Raw genomic sequence first — 21,836 nt, 5'->3', positions numbered from 1 at the left:
TGAACAGAACATAGATAGCCCAATAATATTTTTAATATTGAGAAACTAAATAAGAGCGCAGGACAGTTTTTGGTAAATTGTTTATGTGGCTCAATTACAAATTATGCAAATAAAAATCTATTGTATACTCACAAAACCAACACAGTTTATAAGGACGGTACCAATAACAAATATTCAGGATTAATATAAAGCGTTTTAACTAAAGCCTTTGAGAAATTAAACGGTAAATGTTGTTTAAACAAAGGCCCAACTAAAAAAACCACGTTATTGATTAGTGGTAGAGCTTTTTTTAAATTGAGATAAACCCCAAAATAGTATGCCAGTACCAGCACATGAAAGAAAAAAGAATAACCCCAAACCTAAAGGGGAACCCCAATTTAAAATATGATATATAAATTCCATACCCTTGCCTTCAAAAATTGAATTTAGCAAACAGTAACCCAATAATTATAAAAATACTAATTAAAGTTAAAAGAGCAACATTTGGTTCTTTGCTGCTAACGCACTCAAATAGTTTAATTTTAAAACGCAACGTTTAGGGATGCACCAACTAAATATTAGTCACCAAACATTAAAGCCAAAATTAAAGCTTGGCTCCGTTGATTTTATTATTTATAGTATTTCGGCAAACGCATTCGCGATACCGTATTATCAGCCAAAACATAATGGTGAAATAAAGCCGCAGCCGCATGTAAACCTATTACGTAATACCCCACTTCCCCTGCGGTTTCATGTATCTCTTTAATACTTTTAGCAAGTTCAAAGTTTTGAGCGGCCAAAGCAGGCAACTCTAAACCAAAAAACGGGATGGGTTTACCTGCTAAACTCAAAATTAACCAACCAGCTATAGGCATAGCAAACATAAACACATACAGCGCAATATGAACAAATGTAGCTAGTTTATTTTGCCATTTTGCAGGCTCTGGTTGTATGGCAGGTGCTGCACCACCCACTAAACGCGCAACTACCCTCACACTAACTAAAGCTAGCACAGATAAACCCAACATAAAGTGCCACATTTTAAAGGCATCACGGGCTTCAGTGCCTTTATCAAATAATTCGCGAAGTTCAATACTCCCGTATACAGTAACAATTAAAATAAACACCAACCAATGCAAAGCAACAGAGAGTGTATTGTAATGAGTATCTGTATTTTTAAAATTCATAATACCTCCTAATAAACGCATTAAAGTTAAAAGCTCACTTATGCGTATAAGTACATGTTTATAGCCTAACCTTTAATCATTTTCTCTTTGATGATCTGAAACATAGAATGAATTACAAACTAATGAGTTACTAAGTCAAATTAATGGTTTAATGATTCTGGAATTTAAGTATTAGTTACAATAACTGAGCAAACTTAAAATAAACTTAAATACTAGGCATAAAAAAACAGCAACCTAAAGTTACTGTTTTAAAAAATCAACGTGTGTTTAAAAGTAATAAACCGCTAAAATTGAATGAATTTCTAGGTCTTCAGTCTTTGTATACTAACCAGTGCTTGTACAGTTCGCTCTTTAATGCCTGAAGTCAAGATTTGACCCCTTTGGTTCCTTATGCACAAAATGTGACAGTTTGCGAAGTCAGATTGTAGCTTCTTGTTAAGCCTCTCCCACCAGTTCTGACAACTTTCCATATACTTTTAAGAATTCGTCGTCGTTTTCAGTTGGATTGTATGTTGATTTCAACTCTTCAAATGTCAAAGAACCAAAGTGTTTACTTGCTATCTTTTTACCACCTAGACTTACTTGTCTATTATGAGTTTTCGAAATGTATTTCACATCACACCAATCTGTGAAATTAACTCCACAGCCCGGAACCAATCTTTCTAATGCACTAGGAGCAATATAGTTTTCTAGCTCTCTCTTTCTTGATACAAGAAAGTTTTGTTCTTCTAAAAAACCATGAGTGATCAACTTTTGTGCATTAGGTGATTCATCCTCGTCTCGCTCTTTATCTGAGTCTAGATAAATAAAGAAGGGTTTATTTAAAGTCTGAAGAAGATCTAAAGATACCCAATGCTTAATACTATCGCATCCGCCAATAGGAATTGCAACGACCCCCATATCTTCCAGTGTACGATCATTTCATTATTGGCTAGATAAGTATTAGCTATGTGTTCAAAGGCCGCGCAGTCATCAACGCCTTCTAGTAACAATAAACAACGAGCATTATCAAACATTGAGATAAACTGATTATCGATGGTAACTCCGAGATCATTTGCAATCTCCGCATGATTCCTTACTTCAGGGTTATAACCGTAATTCCCATTATTCTTGAAGACATGATGCAGGTCTGACCGCCTCGTTTGTGAAACTAAAACAGGTGAATGTGTAGTTAAAAATACTTGATACCCAGCTCCTGATATATCCATCAATTTCTCGAACAACTTCTCTTGTGCTGAAGGATGTAAAAATGTTTCAGGTTCTTCAAAAGCAAAAATAATATTTTGATGTTCTCTACTTCTTTCTTCAGCAAGGTATTCAAAATATGACATCATAGTTATTCTTCGAAAACCATCTCCTCTCGCAGATAGAGGTACTGAACCTTGTTCTCCATCACTCTCAAAACTTGTAGAAATCAACTTACTCCAATCAAAGTCAACCCTTGCTCTTACTTGTTCATCATCAGGTACAACTGAGTTAATTTTTTCAGTGATTGCAGTTAGAACTGTTTGTAATTGTTCCTTTACAGTTTCTTCAAGGGCATCCGTATCAACTTGATCTTTTATGACGCTAAATGCCATTTCTTTAAAGTATTTTTGAATGGCGCTGTCACTTTCTGATAGCGGAGAGTCGGCTAAAAAATATTCATACTGAGGAAGACATTTTTTAATCTCTTGCTCAGTCTTCTTGAGACGACTTTGTCCAGACGTGGGCAATTTTTCCTGAATATATTCAAATTCAATATTCCGTTCTTCATATATCTCTTTTAGCCGCTGCCGCTTCTCAGCATTATTATGTTCAGCCCCCGTATCAGGGTTTGTCATGAGCCCTGGTTCAGCTTCAAGATTATTATCTCTGCAGAGGCGAATTAGCTTTGCCTCTGTTAAAGAAAAGAAATCTAATTCTCCAAAAGACTTTCTTGTAATTAAATACTCTGGAGATATCTTCCCTGTCTTAGTCCCATCCCACTTCTTAGCTATATGTAATAAGCCATTTTCATCCACCAAGCCTTCGTCTTCAAATGTAGTTGTTACATTTTCATCTATAATTATTTCGGTACGATGAGTTGAGAAAAATAACTCAATTTCTGAAAACTGGTGGGTTCTATTATTCAAGTTTTCAGCGAGATACTGCTTGTTGTTTAAAAAAAGTTCTAACGCTTTAAGAATTGTAGATTTTCCTGAGTCATTTTTACCAACAATTACATTGAAATCTTTGGCTGGTATCTCAGTTCTATTGGAAATTCCTTTATAACCAGTAATTGCGACTTTTTCTAATTTGATCATTCTAATTCTTTGAACGTTGTTTGATTCTCGTGATTGGGCTTAACAGCTTATTGAACACCACTTTGGGGGGTTATAAAATCCCAAAGCGGCGTATATAACATTGTTCAATAATTCCACTAAACAACTTCAATGTAAACAAGTTATTACGCAAGTTATAAAACACTCGTTGTTAAAATACACCAAAACGACTTTTAATAATGTTATTAGACAAAACACCGTAAACTGTCTATATATACAGTATCCTTTTTTATTTGAATATCGTTTATGAAACCCCTGTTTCTAACCATGATTAAATTATAATGGTGCGATTTAAAACAAAAAAGCACAGCCCAAAGAGCTGTGCTTTCAATAATTAAACTAGATCTAACAAAGTTATAAACGTATGCCGCCGTCTATCTCTACTACACGGCCAGTAAAAAAGTCGTTTTCGATTATGTACTGTGCGGTATGGGCAATTTCGTCGCTTTCACCCAAGCGACCTACGGGTGTTACCGCAAGCATACGTTGTTTGGCTTCTGGCTTCATGGCGTCGGTCATGGCGGTGCTTATTACACCTGGTGCAATAGCGCCTACGCGTATACCAAAACGGCCAAGTTCTTTAGCCCATGTGGTGGTAAGTGCCACTACACCGGCTTTTGATGCCGCGTAATTTGTTTGGCCTATGTTACCTGCCCGCGCTACGCTCGACATATTTACTATTACGCCGCCTTTGCCTGATTCAATCATGTGGCTTGCCGCTTCGCGCCCTGCTAAAAATACGCCGGTAAGATTAACATCAATCACTGATTGAAATTGCTCTAGCGACATTTTTTTAACCACTTTTCCGTCTTTAGCTTTTATGAACATGCCGTCACGCAAAATACCAGCGTTGTTAATAAGCACACTAATGTGGCCAAAATCATTATTAATAGTACTAAATACGTTTTCTACTTCATTTTCCACCGTCACATTAGCAGCGTAGCCTTTAATTATACCTTTTACGCCTTCAAGTTGGTTTAGTTGCTCGCATGCGTTGTTTAATAAATCTTGTGCCATGTCAATAAGTGCAATATTTGCGCCCATAGCTGCAAACTTTTGCGCCATAGCGAAACCTAAACCTTGCGCCCCACCTGTGATTACTACCGTATTATTTTTAATTTCCACGGTTTACTCCTACTTCGAAAACAATTTAAATATGGCGCTAAAGTCATCGCTGCCTGCACCTTGATGCTGAAGCATAGTGTACAAGTTTTTTGCCATTGAACCCATTGGCGTTGATGAATTACTTTGCTGAGCCGCTTCCATGGCAAGACCTAAATCTTTTGCCATTAAGTCAACCATAAAACCTGGCTTATAATTATTACTAGCCGGTGCTGTCTCCATTACATCTGGACACGGATTATATAACTCTAATGTCCAATTTCGACCTGAGCTTGCAGTCATAATATCGCTCAGCACTTTTGGATCTAACCCGTTATTAATACCCATTTGAATGGCTTCACTTGTGCCTGCCATTAATATGCTAAGCAGCATGTTGTTGCATATTTTTGCAACTTGACCTGCACCAATATCGCCAGCATGAAATATGTTTTTACCCATATCTACTAATACGGTATTTGCTTTTTCGAATGCGGTTTGTTCACCACCTACGATAAACGTAAGCGTTCCTGCCGTTGCCCCTGCTACACCACCTGAAACCGGTGCATCAACAAACCGTATACCTTGCTCGTCAAGTGCATTTCCTACTACGCGTACCGATTCGGCATCAATTGTAGAGCAGTCAATCACTAAGGTATTTTTGCTTAAAACCTCAATTAATCCATTGTTATCGTTATTACCTAAGTATAGCGATTTAACATGCTTGCCTGCAGGTAACATGCTGATCAGAACGTCGGCATTGGTGGCACATTGCGCTGCATCAACGCCCGCTTTAGCCCCCTGGCTAGCAAGTTCACTTACGACCGACTGGTTTAAATCAAAAACAGTGACAGTGTGCCCCGCCTTTACTAAATTTGCCGCCATAGGGCCGCCCATGTTTCCTAATCCGATAAAACCAATATTAAGTTTAGTCATCGTCTTTCCTTTATTTTTGTGTTGCCGTGTCTAGGTCATCAAGTGGGTGACTAGTGCCGTAACGATTATCAAAAAAGCTATTAACTACGCTACTTGGCACATCATGGAGTGTTGGGTATTGCCAATTGGGAGCGCCGTCTTTATCGATTAACAGTGCTCTAACGCCTTCTTGGAACTCACCTACTTCACCGGCTCTTACCGACATGCCTAGTTCCATTTTTAAGCAGTCTAAAAGGGTTTTACCTTCACTTGCTTTAAGCTGATCACTGACCAATGCACAGCTGAGTGGGCACCCATGTTTTAACGATTTTTGCGCACGTTGCAACCACTTGTCATCAGTGTTTAAATTTAATATGTAATCTACTTGCTGTTGCAATGAGCCGAAACTACCTAGTGTTTGAATTGTTTTTAAATTAGCGGTAACGTTTCCTATTGGCATATCGTCAGACTGCGCGCTTAACTCATTTAGTAAATTAGTTAGCACCGTGTGGTTTTCGCTTGCACTCGTACTCCAGCTTGTAGCTAAAATAGTGTTTAGCATGTCGTTGTATTTACCGCTGTCAATAAAGTGATCGGCAAGTGATACATAACACGCATCGTCGCAATTAATAGACGCTGACGTTAACCCTAAAAACAAGCCAACACTTTTGGGCATTTTATGCAAAAAATAGCTGCCGCCTACATCGGGGTATAAACCTATTGTTTGTTCTGGCATTGCAATACGTGAGGTTTCGGTAACAACACGGTGGCTTGCGCCAGCCATTAGCCCTAAACCGCCTCCCATTACAATCCCGTTTCCCCAAACAAGAATAGGTTTAACGTAGGTATGTATAAGGTAATCGAGCTTATATTCTTGGGTAAAAAACTCTTCAACTAAGCTTGTTGGTTCACCTTGTGCCATTGCATGATGAAGGCTTACTACATCGCCACCAGCACAAAACGCTTTTTCTCCTGCCCCTTTTAAAATAACCATTGCGATGGCATCGTCGTTTGCCCATGCCTTTAGTTGAGGAGTAAGCAATTTGATCATGTTAAAATTAAGCGCATTTAACGATTTAGGTGCGTTTAGTGTAATAAGCCCAATTAAACGGCCGTTGGCTGCGGTTGCCGTCTCAAAAAGTACTGAATCATCCGCTTTATTTAATAAGGTTAAATCACTCATTAGCTATTTACCCATTTTGCTTTGCGCTTTTCTAAAAAGGCATTTACCCCTTCTTTTTGATCATCAGTATCAAATAAACCAACAAATAGTTCGCGCTCTAATGGTAAAACACTCGCCATGGGTTGGTGGCGCCCTTTTTGAATCAATGTTTTACATGCCGCAACCGAGCTAGGGCTTTGCTCGCTTACTTGGTTTGCAAGATTAAGCGCAGCAGCAAAACTCTCACCTTGGCCAACAACCTCTTCAACTAATCCAATGTGTAGTGCTTTATCAGCTTTTAAGCGCTCGCCGCACAAAATCATGCGTTTAGCCCAGCCTTCGCCCACTAACCATGCTAAATTTTGCGTGCCACCTGCACACGGTAATAAACCGACTTTTGCCTCAGGGAGTGCCATTTGCGCTTGTTGTTCAGCAATGCGTATATCACACGCTAATGCAACCTCTAAACCGCCACCCATCGCATAGCCATTAATGGCAGCAACCGACACGCCTCTAAAATTAGTTAATGCTTCAAACGCTTCGCCAAATACACGCGACATGTCTGCAGCAATACCTTTGTCACCACTTGCAAATACATTAAGGTCGGCGCCTGCGCTAAAAAACTTATCGCCTTCACCCGTTAGCACTAAGGCATAAATGTTTTTATTGTTATTAAGCGCGTTAACTTTATTTTTTAAATCAATTAAGGTGTCTTTTGTCCAGGTATTCGCTGGCGGGTTAGACATTGTTAAAATAGCAACATGGCCTTCGGTTGTTAACTCAATGCTTGGTTTTGATTCAGACATACCGTGCTCCTTATAATATTTCGCTTGCTGATTCAGCTAAAATTCGACGCGCAATAATCACACGCATTATTTCGTTTGTGCCTTCAAGAATTTGATGAACGCGCACGTCACGTACATGGCGCTCTAGTGGGTATTCTTTTATGTAACCATAACCACCATGTATTTGAAGTGCTTCATTACACACTGTAAAACCAACATCGGTTGCAAAGCGTTTGGCCATAGCACAATAAGTGGTTTTTTCGCTGTCGCCAGTATCAAGTTTAAATGCCGCAAGCCTTACCATTTGGCGCGCCGCTACAAGCTCTGTGTTCATATCAGCAATTTTAAATTGTAACGCTTGAAAAGCAGCCAGCGGTTTACCAAATTGTGAGCGCTCTTTGAGGTATTCACGTGCTGTATTTAAGGCCGCTTGTGCGGTACCAATTGAACAGGTGGCAATATTAATGCGCCCGCCATCTAGGCCTTGCATTGCAAACTTAAAACCTTCGCCTTCTGCACCAAGTAAGTTATGTGCAGGAATACGCACATCTTCAAAGCTAATTAGTCGTGTAGGCTGTGCATTCCACCCCATTTTTCTTCTGCTTTACCGTATTCAACGCCTTTTGCATCGGCCGGTACAACAAACGCAGAAATACCCGCAGCGCCTTCGCCACCAGTACGCGCCATGACCACTAGCACTTCGGTTTCTCCTGCACCCGATATAAACATTTTAGAACCGTTAATAACGTATTCGTCGCCATCGCGTACTGCTTTTGTTTTAAGTGAAGCTGCATCTGAACCAGAACCAGGCTCGGTTAAGCAGTATGATGCTAATAACTCACCCATAACTAATTGGTCTACATATTGATCTTTTATTGCGTCTGTTCCAAAACTTGCAACCATCCAGGTAGCCATATTATGAATAGTTAGCATGGCAGTGGTTGCCGTACACCCTAGTGCAAGTTGTTCAAAAATAATGCTTGAGTCTAAACGTGATAAACCAAGGCCGCCCGCGTCCTCTGGTGTGTATAAACCACAAAAGCCTAACTCACCGGCTGCTTTTATCGTATCTTTAGGAAAAATATGTTCGCGATCCCATTTAGCCGCATGAGGTGCAAGCTCTGACTCGGCAAATTGGCGAGCAGTTTGTGCAAATGCTTGTTGGTCTTCTGATAAGTTAAAGTCCATGATAGACCTCTTTAGTTGTGTGTTGTCGGTTTTCCCGTATTGGGATTGTGAGTGAAGAGCGGCGAAGGCATATTTATGTGTGTGAAAAACCTTCGCGCCCGTCTTTGTTATTATTTTTTGTGTGTGTTTATTAATTATTTTAAGTTAATGCTCATATTTGGACCTGACGCTATATCGTCTTCAAACCAACGTGAGGTAATGGTTTTAGTTTCTGTGTAAAAACGAATACCTTGCTTACCATACGTATGAGTATCGCCATAAAAAGAGCCTTTCCATCCGGTAAATGAGAAGAACGGCAGTGGCACAGGAATAGGAACATTAATACCTACTTGGCCTACTTCTATTTCGTGTTGGAATTTACGTGCAACTGCACCGCTTGAAGTAAATAGCGAGGTGCCATTACCGTAAGGGCTTTCGTTAATTAAGGCGATAGCTTCTTCTAATGTGTCTACAAACATACAAGCCAAAACAGGACCAAAAATCTCTTCTTTATATAAGTCCATTTCTTTTGTAACGTCGGTAAATAAAGTTGGGCCAACCCAGTTACCTTGCTCGTAACCTTCTACAGTAAAGTCAGAGCCATCTATTAAACAGGTCGCGCCTTGTTTTTTACCGCTTGCAATAAGCGATAAAATTCGCTCTTTTGCTGCTTTTGACGTTTGTGGGCCGTAGGCTGCGTCTTTGTCATCCCATAAACCTGGGCGTACTTTTTCAAAGCCTGCTTTTATTTCATCTACCCATTCACTTGCTTGACCAACAAATACAGCTACCGAAATACCCATACAACGCTGCCCTGCGGCTCCAACAGATGCACCAACAAGGTTATTTACAACATGTGATTTACTCGCATCTGGCATAATTACCATATGGTTTTTTGCACCTACACAGGCTTGAACACGCTTAAGGTTTTGTGTGCCTTTTGAATAAATATAGGCACCTACACCACACGAGCCTACAAACGAAATAGCACGAACGGCTTTATCTTCTAATAACCGGTCTACCTGCGGTTTTGTACCATGTACAATTTGCAGAACGCCTTTAGGTGCACCCGCTTCAATAAATAACTCAGCTAAACGCATTGGCGTTAGTGGATCTTGCTCTGAAGGTTTTAATATAAATGTGTTACCACATACTATTGCCAGCGGAAACATCCAAAGTGGGATCATTGCCGGAAAGTTAAACGGCGTAACACCTGCACACACACCCAATGGCTGCATGTAAGAGTAGGTATCGATTTTGCGCGCTACGTTCTCCATTGTTTCGCCCATCATCAGCGAAGGTGCATTAGCTGCTTGTTCGACAACTTCAATACCTCGCCATACATCACCTTTAGCATCTTCAAAGGTTTTACCTAGTTCGTGGCAAATAATAGTGGCTAGTTCATCATGGTGTTCTTTTAAAAGCGCGGCGTATTTCATCATAATGCGGGCACGCTCAGTAATTGGCACATCTTTCCATGTTTTAAATGTTTCAGAGGCTGAAGCAATTGCCGCATCCATTTCTGCATCGGTGCTACAAGGAACCTGAGCTAATACTTCTTGGTTTGCTGGGTTTATAACATCGATTAATTCTTTTGAAGCCGATTGAATAAATTCGCCATCTATTAATAGTGGAACTTGGTGCATGGTTAAATCCTATTGTATTAGTGTGTTAGTTTTAAAAATAACGCAGCTTTATTATTGTTATGTTGCTGCGTATTTTTAATGTGATTGGTACTTAGTAAGCTTCTACTGCCATTGCAACGGCTTCACCGCCACCAATACATAAAGAAGCAACGCCTTTTTTAAGGCCTCGGTTTTTAAGAGCGTGAATAAGCGTAACCAAAATACGTGCGCCACTGGCACCAATTGGGTGGCCAAGTGCACATGCCCCTCCGTTAACATTTACTTTGCTTTCATCAAGCTTAAGCTCGTTTATTGCAAGCATTGTTACCATGGCAAAAGCTTCGTTAATTTCCCAAAGGTCTACATCCGTTGTTGTCCAACCGGCTTTTTCGAGCACATTGTTCATTGCACCTACTGGTGCTACCGTAAATTCGCTCGGTTTTTGAGAATGTGTGCTGTGCGCTACAATTTTACAAAGGGGTGTTAAACCGTGTGCTTTTGCTTTTGACTCAGTCATTAAAACGAGGGCTGCGCCACCATCCGAAATAGATGATGAGTTAGCAGCTGTTATAGTGCCGTCTTTTTTAAAGGCTGCACGTAAACTTGGAATTTTTTCTGGGCGTGCATTACCTGGTTGCTCATCAACCGATACCGTTACATCGCCTTTTCGTGTTTGAATTGTGTGCGGTGCTATTTCGTTTTCAAAGCTGCCGTTTGCAATTGCGGCATTCGCTTTGCTTAATGAGCTGAGTGCAAAATTATCCATTTGCTCACGGCCAATGCCATATTCGTCGGCGGTATCTTGTGCAAAACAACCCATGGCTTTATTGTCGTATGCATCTTCAAGGCCATCACTCATCATGTGATCTTTGATTTCACCGTGGCCCATTCGCATTCCGCCACGCGCTTTTGGAATAAAGTAAGGGGCATTGGTCATACTTTCCATGCCACCAGCAATAGCTGTTTCTATAGAGCCTGCTTTAATTAAATCGTTAGCAAGCATGGCGGCTTTTAAACCTGAACCACATACTTTATTAATGGTGGTAGCCCCCGTGCTTAATGCTAGCCCTGCTTTTAACATAGCTTGACGAGCTGGCGCTTGACCTAAACCAGCAGGGAGTACACAGCCCATAATTACTTCGTCAATTGCATCGGTGTTTAAACCAGTTTGCGCTAATGCACTTTTAATAGCCGTTGCACCTAATTCAGTAGACTGAGCATCGCTTAGCCCGCCCATAAAGCCACCCATAGGCGTACGTTTTGCTGCTACAATTACCACTGATTCTAAAGACATAGCTAACTCCATTGTATTTAAGGGTAAATAGTTGTTAGAATATTTACTCTATTAATTGTGTTTTAAATTATTATTTAATAACCATACACAATACTAACGTTTACGCTAACGTCAACTAAAAACAGTTAAAATTATACTTTCTTATCTGTAAGGTTTCTTTGCCACCTTTGGCTCTGACAATCCAAGTAAAAACTAAACCATTGTAATTAAATGATTTAAATTACATACATCGCAAACCACCTCGCTTATATTTATTTCACACCAGCCAGTGCTTTACCTTTACGTAAACTTCACTTATATTGGAGTTATTCGAATGAGGTAATTACAATTATGAAACCAGATAATCAAACAAACTTTGCAAGTTCCGCCACTATACCGACCAGTAATGAACAAACTTTTAGCATTAGCGATTTAGCTAAAGAGTTTGACATTACAACTCGCTCTATACGCTTTTATGAAGACCAAGGGCTTTTATCACCTGAGCGTAATGGGCAAACACGTATTTACTCAAAGCGCGACAAAGTGCGCTTAAAGCTCATTTTAAGGGGTAAACGCCTAGGTTTTACGCTTGCCGAAACGGGCCGTTTGTTTGAACTGTACGACGCTGATAAATCAAGCGCTAAACAACTAGTCACTATGCTAGATCTGATTTCAGAGAAAAAAGCCGACCTTTCGCAGCAAATGGACGATATTAAAGTTGTCCTAATGGAACTGGTTACTGCGGAACGACGCTGTAGAGACACACTGAATAAAATAGACGAGTAGTTTATTTTTAAAATAAAAACACACTGATAACACACACTCACACAGGAATGAATCATGAGCACTATTTCACTTTATAAAGAGATGAACTTTGGTCTTGGCGAAACCGCCGATATGATCCGCGACCATGTAAATAGTTTTTCAAGCCAAGAAATTGCGCCACTAGCTGAACAAACCGACATTGACAATACATTTCCAAATCAACTTTGGCCGCAAATGGGCGAAATGGGCGTGTTAGGCATGACCGTTCCTGAAGAGTTTGGTGGTGCTGGCTTAGGCTATTTAGAGCATGTTATAGCAATGGAAGAAATTAGCCGCGCAAGTGCGTCTATAGGCTTGAGCTACGGTGCGCATTCAAACCTGTGTGTTAATCAAATCAACCGTAATGGTTCACAAGCACAAAAAGAAAAATACCTACCAAAACTTATCAGCGGTGAACACATTGGTGCGCTTGCTATGAGTGAGCCTAATGCGGGCTCTGACGTGGTATCGATGAAACTTAAAGCTGAGAAAAAAGGCGATAAGTACATTTTGAACGGCAATAAAATGTGGATCACCAATGGCCCGGATGCAGACACACTGGTTATTTACGCTAAAACAGATTTAAACGCCGGTGCTAAAGGGATCACTGCATTTATAGTAGAGAAAACGTTCCCTGGTTTTTCAACCGCACAAAAGCTCGACAAACTTGGTATGCGTGGTTCAAACACCTGTGAGTTAGTATTTGAAAACTGTGAAGTGCCTGAAGAAAACATTTTAGGTAACTTAAACGAAGGCGTAAAAGTTCTTATGAGCGGCCTAGATTACGAGCGTGTTGTATTGGCAGCAGGCCCCCTTGGTATTATGCAAGCATGTATGGATATTGTTGTGCCTTACATTCATGAGCGTAAGCAATTTGATACCCCAATTGGGCAATTTCAGCTTATTCAAGGCAAGGTTGCCGACATGTACACACAAATGAACGCTGCTCGTTCATACGTTTACACGGTAGCTAAAGCCTGTGACCGCGGTGAAACCACACGTAAAGATGCTGCTGGCGCCATTTTATATGCCGCCGAATTGGCAACCAAAATGGCACTGGATGCGATTCAAATACTGGGTGGAAACGGCTACATAAACGAATACGCAACGGGTCGATTACTACGTGACGCTAAACTATATGAAATTGGCGCCGGTACGTCTGAAATTCGCCGTATGCTAATTGGTCGCGAACTTTTCACTGAAAGCCGTTAAGGATTAGATTATGACGATTTTAAAATCGAGCGTTAATCCACACGATCCTACTTTTGTGCAAAATCATAAGAACATGTCGGCGCTAGTGGATGATTTACGCGATAAAGTTGCCACAATAAGTTTAGGTGGTGGGACTGCTTTAAAAGAGCGTCACGAAGGGCGCGGTAAATTGTTTGTACGCGATCGTATTAGTACGCTAATTGACGAAGGTTCACCATTTTTAGAAATTTCTCAATTCGCTGCATTTGGCGTCTATGAGCAAGCTATCCCGTGCGCAGGTGTCGTAGCTGGTATTGGCCGTGTAAAAGGCATCGAATGCATGATCATTGCAAACGATGCCACGGTTAAAGGCGGCACCTACTTTCCGCTTACTGTTAAAAAACATTTGCGAGCACAAGACATTGCAGAGCGATGCCATTTACCTTGTATTTATTTGGTTGATTCTGGCGGTGCTAACCTACCTGAGCAAGATGATGTATTTCCCGATAAATTACATTTTGGCCGTATTTTTTACAATCAAGCTCGAATGTCGGGTAAAGGCATTCCTCAAATTGCTGTGGTCATGGGGCTATGTACTGCTGGTGGTGCTTATGTACCGGCTATGGCAGATGAAAGCATAATAGTAAAAGAACAAGGCACCATATTTTTAGCAGGCCCGCCGCTTGTAAAAGCGGCAACAGGTGAAGAAGTAACTGCTGAAGAGCTTGGTGGTGCTGATGTTCATTGTAAAACATCAGGGGTGGCTGACCATTTTGCTGAAAACGACGAGCATGCACTGTCTATTGCGCGCCAATGTATTGAACGCATTAATTACACACGCCCTACTGCACCGTTGTTAAAAGATATAAAAGCGCCTCGGTACGATATAAGCGAACTTTACGGCATTGTAGGTACCGACCTCAAAAAGCCATTTGACGTACGAGAAGTCATTGCCCGAACAGTTGATGATTCATCGTTTGATGAATTTAAACGCTACTTTGGTGAAACACTTGTAACGGGTTTTGCAAGCATTTACGGTAACCCTGTTGGCATAGTGGCTAATAACGGCATTTTATTCAGCGAGTCTGCTCAAAAAGGCGCACACTTTATTCAACTGTGTGCACAACGCAATATTCCACTGGTTTTTTTACAAAATATTACCGGCTTTATGGTAGGTAAAAAATACGAAGCCGAAGGCATTGCAAAACACGGCGCAAAAATGGTGATGGCGGTTTCGTGTGCCGATGTGCCTAAATTTACGGTACTTATTGGCGGCTCTTATGGCGCTGGTAACTACGGTATGTGTGGCCGCGCATTTGAACCAACCATGATGTGGATGTGGCCTAATGCCCGTATTTCGGTAATGGGCGGCGAGCAAGCCGCAGGGGTAATGGCCCAAGTTAAGCAAGACGGCTTGGCGCGAAAAGGCCAAAGCATGACCGATGAGCAAATTAGCGAATTTAAAAAACCAATCATTGAGCAATACGATGAGCAAGGCCACCCATACTATGCCAGTGCGCGTTTGTGGGACGACGGTATTATTGACCCAGCCGACACACGTAACGTATTAGGACTTGCCTTAAGTGCTGCTAAAAATGCACCAGCGCAAGATTCTCAATTTGGCGTATTTAGAATGTAACCGGAGCGCAGTAAATGTCAGTAACACTACAAATAACAAAATCTAATGTGGCTGTACTTGTTTTAAGCCGCCCTGAAAAAAGAAACGCATTTAATAGCGAAGTAATTCACGAATTAATTCAATGCATTGAACATGCAAATACGCTTGATATAAAAGCGTTCGTGTTAAAAACAGAAGGCAAACACTTTTCAGCCGGAGCAGACTTAGCCTGGATGAAATCCATGGCTGATAACAATTACGCCGATAATCTTGCCGACTCTATGCAACTTGCAAAACTAATGCAGGTTTTAGCCACCAGCCCTCACCCAACCGTGTGTGCTGTTCAAGGCGCTGCATTTGGGGGCGCGCTAGGCTTAATTGCCTGTTGCGATATTGCACTGTGTAAAGATGATGCTCAGTTTTGCTTAAGTGAAGTGAAACTTGGGCTTATTCCTGCGGTAATTAGCCCGTATGTAATTAAAGCCATAGGTGAGCGTGCTGCTCGCAGATATTTTTTAACTGCTGAGGTGTTTGATGCCCACACAGCCAAACAACTAGGATTAGTTCATCAAGTAACCGGCAATTTAGACTGTGCGCTTGATAACATGCTACAAACACTGATTGATAACGGCCCTGTTGCAGTCAAAGCCGCTAAAGCTTTAATTAATGATGTAGCAAACAAGCCTATTAGTGAACAACTTATTGAGCTTACGGCCGAACGGATTGCAAAGATCCGTGTATCTGATGAAGGCCAAGAAGGGCTTAGTGCTTTTTTTTGATAAACGCCCACCCGCTTGGCAACTGTAGGATTAATTATGAACACACACACTTTAAAAAAGATACTCATTGCCAACCGAGGTGAAATTGCGTGCCGTATTATGCGCAGTGCAAAGCAAATGGGGTTGACGACTGTAGCCGTTTATTCTGACGTCGACAAACACGCACAACATGTAAAAATGGCTGATGAAGCTTACCATATTGGGCCTGCTCCGAGTAAAGACTCGTACCTTGTAACCGATAAAATTTTACAAGTAGCAAAAAATAGTGGTGCAGATTGTATTCACCCTGGGTATGGTTTTTTATCTGAAAACAGCGAGTTCGCTAAAGCCTGTGAGGCTAACAACATTGCGTTTATTGGCCCACTTGCAAGCAGCATAGAAGCCATGGGATCTAAAACCCGCGCTAAAGAAATAATGGCTGAAGCAAATGTACCGTTAGTGCCAGGCTATTATGGTGATAATCAAGACCCTGCCTTTTTACAATCTGAGGCCGAAAAAATTGGTTATCCCGTACTGATTAAAGCGGCTTTTGGGGGCGGTGGTAAAGGTATGCGCGTTGTTGAGCAAGCTAAAGATTTTATGAGTGCACTTGAGGGCGCACAGCGTGAAGCTATAGCAGGCTTTGGTAATGACTTAGTACTGCTAGAGCGCTATGTTAACCAGCCTCGCCATGTTGAAGTACAGGTGTTTGCAGATAATCACGGTAACTGTGTTTATTTAGGTGATAGAGATTGTTCTTTACAACGTCGTCATCAAAAAGTAATTGAAGAAGCGCCAGCTCCGGGTTTAAGTGACACATTACGAAAAGAAATGGGTGAAGCCGCAGTACGCTGTGCTTTGGCTATAAATTACCGCGGTGCAGGTACTGTTGAGTTTTTACTGTGTGGCGATGAGTTTTTCTTTATGGAAATGAACACACGCCTACAAGTAGAACACCCAGTAACCGAATTGGTAACCGGTGTAGATTTAGTTAATTGGCAAATCAATATAGCAGCCGGGGATACCTTGCCTTTAACGCAATCTGACATACAACTACAAGGCCACAGCTTTGAAGCGCGAATTTACGCAGAAGATCCAAGCAACGACTTTATTCCTTGTTCAGGCGTAATTGAATCGTTAAATACTCCGCTTAATAGTGAGTTTGTACGAATAGATACCGGCATTGCACAAGGCGATGAAATCAGCCCTTATTACGACCCAATGATTGCAAAGCTTATAGTACATGATGATAACCGCGAGCAAGCATTAGGGCGTTTACGCCAAGCACTTGGGGAATTTCATTTAGCGGGTTTTAGTACCAACATTGGCTTTTTAAGTAACTTAGCTCATCACCCTACTTTTAACCAGGGCGCGCCAAGTACACACTTTATTGCAGAGCAAGGCGACTCTTTAGTTGCCGTTGATGGTGCACTTTTACAATCTAGTAAGCTCATAGGTGCATTTGCGTACTTATGCTCTTTGAATAATGAGCAAGCTCAGCAAAGCAATGGTAGCCCATGGCAGCAACTTAACGGATTTAACTTAAATTCTCCACGCATCATTAAAGTGCCCTTTAAAGATATACAGCTGAGTGCGATTAAAACATCTGAAGGGTTCAACATTACCCATAACAACACGGTATTTAATCTTCAAGGGACAGTCATTAAAGGCGTTTGTACTGTATTTATTGATGGCAATAAGCATATTGCTCATGTCTCACACTGTAATGACGCCATTACGGTTATGAATAAAGCACTACAAACTAAGCTTGAACTCATTAATAAACATTACATAAGTTCACATGAAAGTGATGCATTGCCACTAGCAGCACCACTCAATGGTACCGTGGTTAAACATTTGGTTAATGTTGGCAGTACGATTAGCAAAGGCGATCCTGTTGTGATCATTGAAGCTATGAAAATGGAATACACCCTCAATGCGCCACACGATGGCATTTTACAAAGCTATTGTTTTGGTGAAGGTGAATTGGTATCTCACGGTGCCCTACTCGCCATTGTTGAAGATACCACACAACAGGAAGGTGCCTAATGAGTGCCTTTCCTGATTCGGTTCGTATTGTTGAGGTGGGTGCGCGTGACGGCCTACAAAACGAGAGTTTGGTAAATACTCAGGATAAAATTTCACTGATTAATGCCCTTGCACAAGCCGGTTTAAAAGATATAGAAGCAGGTGCGTTTGTATCCCCTAAATGGGTGCCACAAATGGCAGATTCGGCAGATGTGATTAACGCACTTAACTTACCAAATATTAACTTAAGCGCGCTGACACCAAACTTGAAAGGTGCGCACGCGGCCCATGACGCTGGTATTAAAGAGTTTGCAATTTTTACCGCCGCAAGCGAGTCTTTCTGTAAAAAAAACATCAACTGCTCAGTTGACGAAAGTATCACACGCTTCAGTGAAGTTATGAACTTTGCAAAAGAGCATAATATTCGTGTTCGTGGTTACGTAAGTTGTGTACTTGGCTGTCCTTACGAAGGAGACATAGACGCTAAGGCTGTGCTTGATGTAACACAAAAGCTATTAGATTTAGGCTGTTACGAAGTAAGCCTTGGAGACACGATTGGCGTAGGTACTGCAAAAAAAGTAACTCAACTCATAGAATTACTTTTAATGCACATAGACAGCAACCGGCTTGCAGTGCATTTTCATGATACCTACGGGCAAGCGCTCACAAATATTTACGCAGCGCTAAGCCTAGGAATATCAACGGTTGACGCAGCAGTTGCCGGCCTTGGTGGGTGCCCTTATGCTAAAGGCGCGTCAGGAAATGTTGCCACTGAAGATGTCGTTTACTTACTTGATGGCCTTGGCATAAACCATGGAATTGATTTACAAAGGCTTGTTGATGCAGGTTGGGCCATTACTGATGCGCTTAACAAAACGCCAGTAAGTAAAGTTTCTGTAGCGCTGCACAAAAAACAACAATGACACACATACGTGTTAACTACTTTTTAGCCTATATATTACTTAAGTAAGTGTAAAACGAAGGTAAATAGTTAACAAAATTTAGCACACAATGAGGAGAGACTCATGGCCGGTTTTGATAAGGTGGTTTCAAGCTACGAAGCTGCAATGGAAGGGTTGAAAGACGGTGATACCATTATTGCCGGTGGTTTTGGTTTATGTGGAATACCTGAAGGTTTAATAAAGCAAATTAAAAAGATGAACACAAAAGAGTTAACCGTTGTATCTAACAACTGCGGTGTTGATGATTTTGGTTTAGGTATTTTATTGCAAGATAAACAAATAAAAAAGTAATTGCCTCGTATGTTGGAGAAAACGCCCTATTTGAGCAGCAATTATTAAATGGCGAAATAGATGTTGAGCTTACGCCACAAGGAACACTTGCAGAAAAAATGCGCGCTGGTGGTGCCGGTATTCCCGCATTTTATACCGCTACAGGTTACGGTACGCCCGTTGCAGAGGGTAAAGATGTAAAAGAATTTGATGGTCGCCCTTACATTTTAGAAGAGTCTATCACTGGTGAATTTGCCATTGTGAAAGCGTGGAAGGCTGACCGGTATGGAAACCTGGTATTTAGACACACAGCAATGAACTTTAACCCCATGGCTGCAACAGCAGGAAAAATTACTGTGGCAGAAGTGGAAGAAATCGTCGAGCCGGGTGAACTTGAACCAAGCCAAATCCACACCCCTGGCATTTATGTAAATCGCGTGATTAAAGGTAACTTTGAAAAACGCATTGAACGTGTAACAACACGAGATTAAGCAGGAGCAAAGTAATGGCATTATCACGTGAACAAGTTGCAATGCGCGTTGCGCAAGAACTACAAGATGGTTACTACGTTAATTTGGGCATAGGAATTCCGACACTCGTCGCAAACTATGTACCTGATGATATTGAAGTTATGCTACAGTCAGAAAATGGCCTATTAGGTATGGGGCAATACCCAACTAAAGCTGAGCTTGATGCTGATATGATTAACGCGGGTAAAGAAACCGTGACAGCAGCCACAGGTGCTGCCATATTTAATAGTGCAGATAGTTTTGCCATGATACGGGGTGGTCATGTAGACTTAACGGTTCTTGGTGCTTTTGAAGTTGACCAGAACGGTAACATCGCGTCATGGATGATCCCCAAAAAGCTTATTAAAGGCATGGGCGGCGCAATGGACTTAGTTGCTGGCGCAAAAAATATAATTGTTACAATGACCCATGCCAGTAAGCATGGTGAATCTAAGCTTCTTGAAGCATGTAGTTTACCGCTTACCGGTGTAAATTGCGTAAAGAAAATAGTAACAGATTTAGCCGTTTTAGAAGTTAAAGACGGCGCATTTCATTTAATAGAGCGTGCACCCGGTGTATCTGTAGATGAAATTATTAGCAAAACAGCAGGTAAATTACTTGTTGACGGTGAAGTACCAGAAATGGTTTTATAAGATTATTATATAGTTAACTTTACCCTGTACCGACCTCATTCCCAGTGCCAATGGCGCTGAGTTACCCAAAATCCCTCGCAAGAGGGATTTTTTTTGCTTTCAATACTATTTTTATGGTTAATTAATACACGCTTAATAAATTATTATCTATAATAGATGCATAAATACTGTGTTATTTAGCTAGAGCTATTGCACTAATTTGTTGTTATGATGCACCAAAATTGTGAAGCTGCCCTATCAATAAAATTAAGTTATTGATAGTATTGAATAATAACATTTGGATCGATATTTGCCTGTACAGGTAATCTAAACATTTAAACACTGGAAAACATGCAAACTCCTATTCGTGGTCTTCGTTCTTTTTGCTTTGCAGCAAGAAGCCTAAGTTTTAAGCATGCAGCCAATGAGCTGTACTTAACACCGTCGGCGGTAAGCCACCAAATAAAACAACTAGAAGAACAACTTGGTATAGAGCTGTTTCATCGTAAAACACGTTCGATTAGCCTAACTACGGCTGGAAAAAACTTTTTTGATGCGATCTCCCCTATCATTACTATGTTAGAAGGTACCATTAATGAGTTTAGTCAATTACAACAAAACACAAATATCACGATTACTTTACCCGAGTTTTTTGCCAGTGAATTGCTGATGCCAAAATTAAGCGAATGGACCACTCAGCATCCTAATATTAATTTGCAAATGGACACGCTTAAAACACGTAAAGAACTTACCCGCCATAGTGATTTGTCTATTGTGCTTTCGTCAAGTAAGCCAACTGAGGGCGCAGTCACTGAGCTATTTAATTTAGAATACATTCCTGCATGTAATAAAAAATTACTTGAACAGTGGAAAAACAACGATTTACAAGCACTAAACCAAGTACCACTAATTTTACACAAAGCACGCCCTTGGGCATGGCACCAGTGGGCTGAAAAAGTGGGCATAGATGATTTTTCGCCTACGCAAATTATTCAGATAGATAGTATGTTTGGTGTTGCACGTGCCGCACAGCAAGGTATGGGGATTGCACTTATTCCTCTACCTATAAGCCAAAGCTGGTTAGACGAGCAATGGTTATATAAATTGTTTGAACAGCCATTAACGACTAAAGATAAATATTATTTGGTTCAACACGACTCAAATGTAGCCAACCACCCTCTTGATCTGTTTGCTAAATGGGTAGTTGATACTTTTAGAAAAACACAAGAACAATAATTTTTAGTTCACACTTAGTTAATTTATTTACTGTATAAATCATAAAAAATTCACATTAAATTAATGTAAAAGCCAACTTATTATCAATGAGTTGGCTTTTTTGTTATTTAATTTTTATGGTTTAAATTTTTTCACTTATCAGTTTTATTTTTATCGTTTGTTTGTATTTAGGAAACAACATAAAGTCTATTTAACGAAAACATTTAATAACTAGATGAGTTGTTATTTAAATAACTAAGTTTGAAACCAATTTAGTTTTTATGACTCAAATAAATGTAAAAAAGAATCTTTATATTGTGTGTGAAGATGTTGTCAGTGTGAAAAACAGTTCAAG

16 protein-coding genes and 3 pseudogenes are annotated in these 21,836 nt (G+C 40.6%); 9 read left to right on the top strand and 10 right to left on the bottom strand.

Features of this window, described 5'->3' with window-relative positions:
* Positions 1 to 608: 608 nt before the first annotated feature.
* The 10 genes and pseudogenes from P20480_RS05995 to P20480_RS06025 all read right to left on the bottom strand — a co-directional run bounded on the left by P20480_RS05995 (position 609) and on the right by P20480_RS06025 (position 11,515).
* On the bottom strand, positions 609 to 1,166 hold the full coding sequence (locus P20480_RS05995) for a cytochrome b (protein WP_008131026.1): 558 nt from the start codon (positions 1,164 to 1,166) through the stop codon (positions 609 to 611).
* 435 nt (positions 1,167 to 1,601) lie between these two features.
* Positions 1,602 to 2,066 carry a hypothetical protein gene (locus P20480_RS19855; RefSeq protein ID WP_238530307.1) on the bottom strand — a complete coding sequence of 155 codons (465 nt, stop codon included), beginning with the start codon at positions 2,064 to 2,066 and terminating at the stop codon, positions 1,602 to 1,604.
* On the bottom strand, positions 2,006 to 3,451 hold the full coding sequence (locus P20480_RS18415; protein WP_008131025.1) for an ATP-binding protein: 1,446 nt from the start codon (positions 3,449 to 3,451) through the stop codon (positions 2,006 to 2,008). Before P20480_RS18415 ends, P20480_RS19855 begins: the two co-directional genes overlap by 61 nt.
* A 372-nt stretch (positions 3,452 to 3,823) precedes the next feature.
* A complete protein-coding gene (locus tag P20480_RS06000) occupies positions 3,824 to 4,594 on the bottom strand; it encodes an SDR family oxidoreductase (protein WP_008131024.1) in 771 nt (256 codons plus the stop codon).
* Between the two features lie 9 nt (positions 4,595 to 4,603).
* Positions 4,604 to 5,503 carry a 3-hydroxyisobutyrate dehydrogenase gene (gene mmsB / locus P20480_RS06005; RefSeq protein ID WP_008131023.1) on the bottom strand — a complete coding sequence of 300 codons (900 nt, stop codon included), beginning with the start codon at positions 5,501 to 5,503 and terminating at the stop codon, positions 4,604 to 4,606.
* Between the two features lie 10 nt (positions 5,504 to 5,513).
* Positions 5,514 to 6,665 carry an enoyl-CoA hydratase/isomerase family protein gene (locus P20480_RS06010; RefSeq protein ID WP_008131021.1) on the bottom strand — a complete coding sequence of 384 codons (1,152 nt, stop codon included), beginning with the start codon at positions 6,663 to 6,665 and terminating at the stop codon, positions 5,514 to 5,516.
* Positions 6,665 to 7,450 (bottom strand): enoyl-CoA hydratase, encoded by a 786-nt coding sequence (locus tag P20480_RS06015; RefSeq protein ID WP_008131020.1) that lies wholly within the window; start codon positions 7,448 to 7,450, stop codon positions 6,665 to 6,667. The genes P20480_RS06010 and P20480_RS06015 overlap by 1 nt, the downstream gene beginning before the upstream one ends.
* Positions 7,451 to 7,460: 10 nt before the next feature.
* Positions 7,461 to 8,617: pseudogene (locus P20480_RS18410) on the bottom strand (acyl-CoA dehydrogenase family protein).
* A 134-nt stretch (positions 8,618 to 8,751) separates the two neighbouring features.
* Positions 8,752 to 10,242, bottom strand: a complete 1,491-nt coding sequence (locus tag P20480_RS06020) for a CoA-acylating methylmalonate-semialdehyde dehydrogenase (RefSeq protein WP_008131014.1) — start codon at positions 10,240 to 10,242, stop codon at positions 8,752 to 8,754.
* Positions 10,243 to 10,333: 91 nt separating this feature from the next.
* Entirely contained in the window at positions 10,334 to 11,515 is a 1,182-nt protein-coding gene (locus P20480_RS06025) for a thiolase family protein (RefSeq protein ID WP_008131011.1), read from the bottom strand.
* Between the two features lie 330 nt (positions 11,516 to 11,845).
* Here P20480_RS06025 and P20480_RS06030 point away from each other — a divergent pair, with 330 nt between their 5' ends.
* From P20480_RS06030 to P20480_RS06065, 9 genes and pseudogenes are all read left to right on the top strand, one after another.
* A complete protein-coding gene (locus P20480_RS06030; RefSeq protein WP_006794190.1) occupies positions 11,846 to 12,280 on the top strand; it encodes a MerR family transcriptional regulator in 435 nt (144 codons plus the stop codon).
* A gap of 54 nt (positions 12,281 to 12,334) precedes the next feature.
* Positions 12,335 to 13,510 (top strand): isovaleryl-CoA dehydrogenase, encoded by a 1,176-nt coding sequence (locus P20480_RS06035; RefSeq protein ID WP_008131008.1) that lies wholly within the window; start codon positions 12,335 to 12,337, stop codon positions 13,508 to 13,510.
* A 10-nt stretch (positions 13,511 to 13,520) separates the two neighbouring features.
* Positions 13,521 to 15,128: a carboxyl transferase domain-containing protein gene (locus P20480_RS06040; protein ID WP_008131006.1), complete on the top strand. Its 1,608-nt coding sequence runs from the start codon at positions 13,521 to 13,523 to the stop codon at positions 15,126 to 15,128.
* 14 nt (positions 15,129 to 15,142) lie between these two features.
* Positions 15,143 to 15,914 (top strand): annotated as a pseudogene (locus tag P20480_RS06045) (enoyl-CoA hydratase/isomerase family protein).
* A gap of 8 nt (positions 15,915 to 15,922) precedes the next feature.
* The gene (locus P20480_RS06050) at positions 15,923 to 17,914 is read left to right on the top strand and encodes an acetyl/propionyl/methylcrotonyl-CoA carboxylase subunit alpha (protein ID WP_008131003.1); all 1,992 of its coding nucleotides are present in this window, start codon (positions 15,923 to 15,925) and stop codon (positions 17,912 to 17,914) included.
* On the top strand, positions 17,914 to 18,816 hold the full coding sequence (locus P20480_RS06055; RefSeq protein WP_008131001.1) for a hydroxymethylglutaryl-CoA lyase: 903 nt from the start codon (positions 17,914 to 17,916) through the stop codon (positions 18,814 to 18,816). The genes P20480_RS06050 and P20480_RS06055 overlap by 1 nt, the downstream gene beginning before the upstream one ends.
* Before the next feature lie 102 nt (positions 18,817 to 18,918).
* Positions 18,919 to 19,616, top strand: a pseudogene (locus tag P20480_RS18405) (CoA transferase subunit A).
* A 14-nt stretch (positions 19,617 to 19,630) separates the two neighbouring features.
* The gene (locus P20480_RS06060) at positions 19,631 to 20,287 is read left to right on the top strand and encodes a 3-oxoacid CoA-transferase subunit B (RefSeq protein WP_006794183.1); all 657 of its coding nucleotides are present in this window, start codon (positions 19,631 to 19,633) and stop codon (positions 20,285 to 20,287) included.
* Between the two features lie 330 nt (positions 20,288 to 20,617).
* Complete coding sequence (locus P20480_RS06065; RefSeq protein ID WP_006794182.1) at positions 20,618 to 21,502, top strand: LysR family transcriptional regulator; 885 nt, start codon at positions 20,618 to 20,620, stop codon at positions 21,500 to 21,502.
* The last annotated feature ends 334 nt before the right edge of the window (positions 21,503 to 21,836 follow it).

Source organism: Pseudoalteromonas sp. BSi20480, assembly GCF_000241365.1.
GTDB lineage: Bacteria > Pseudomonadota > Gammaproteobacteria > Enterobacterales > Alteromonadaceae > Pseudoalteromonas > Pseudoalteromonas marina.
The sequence above is the reverse complement of the archived record's forward strand: the minus strand, read 5'-3'. Positions and strand labels throughout refer to the sequence as shown.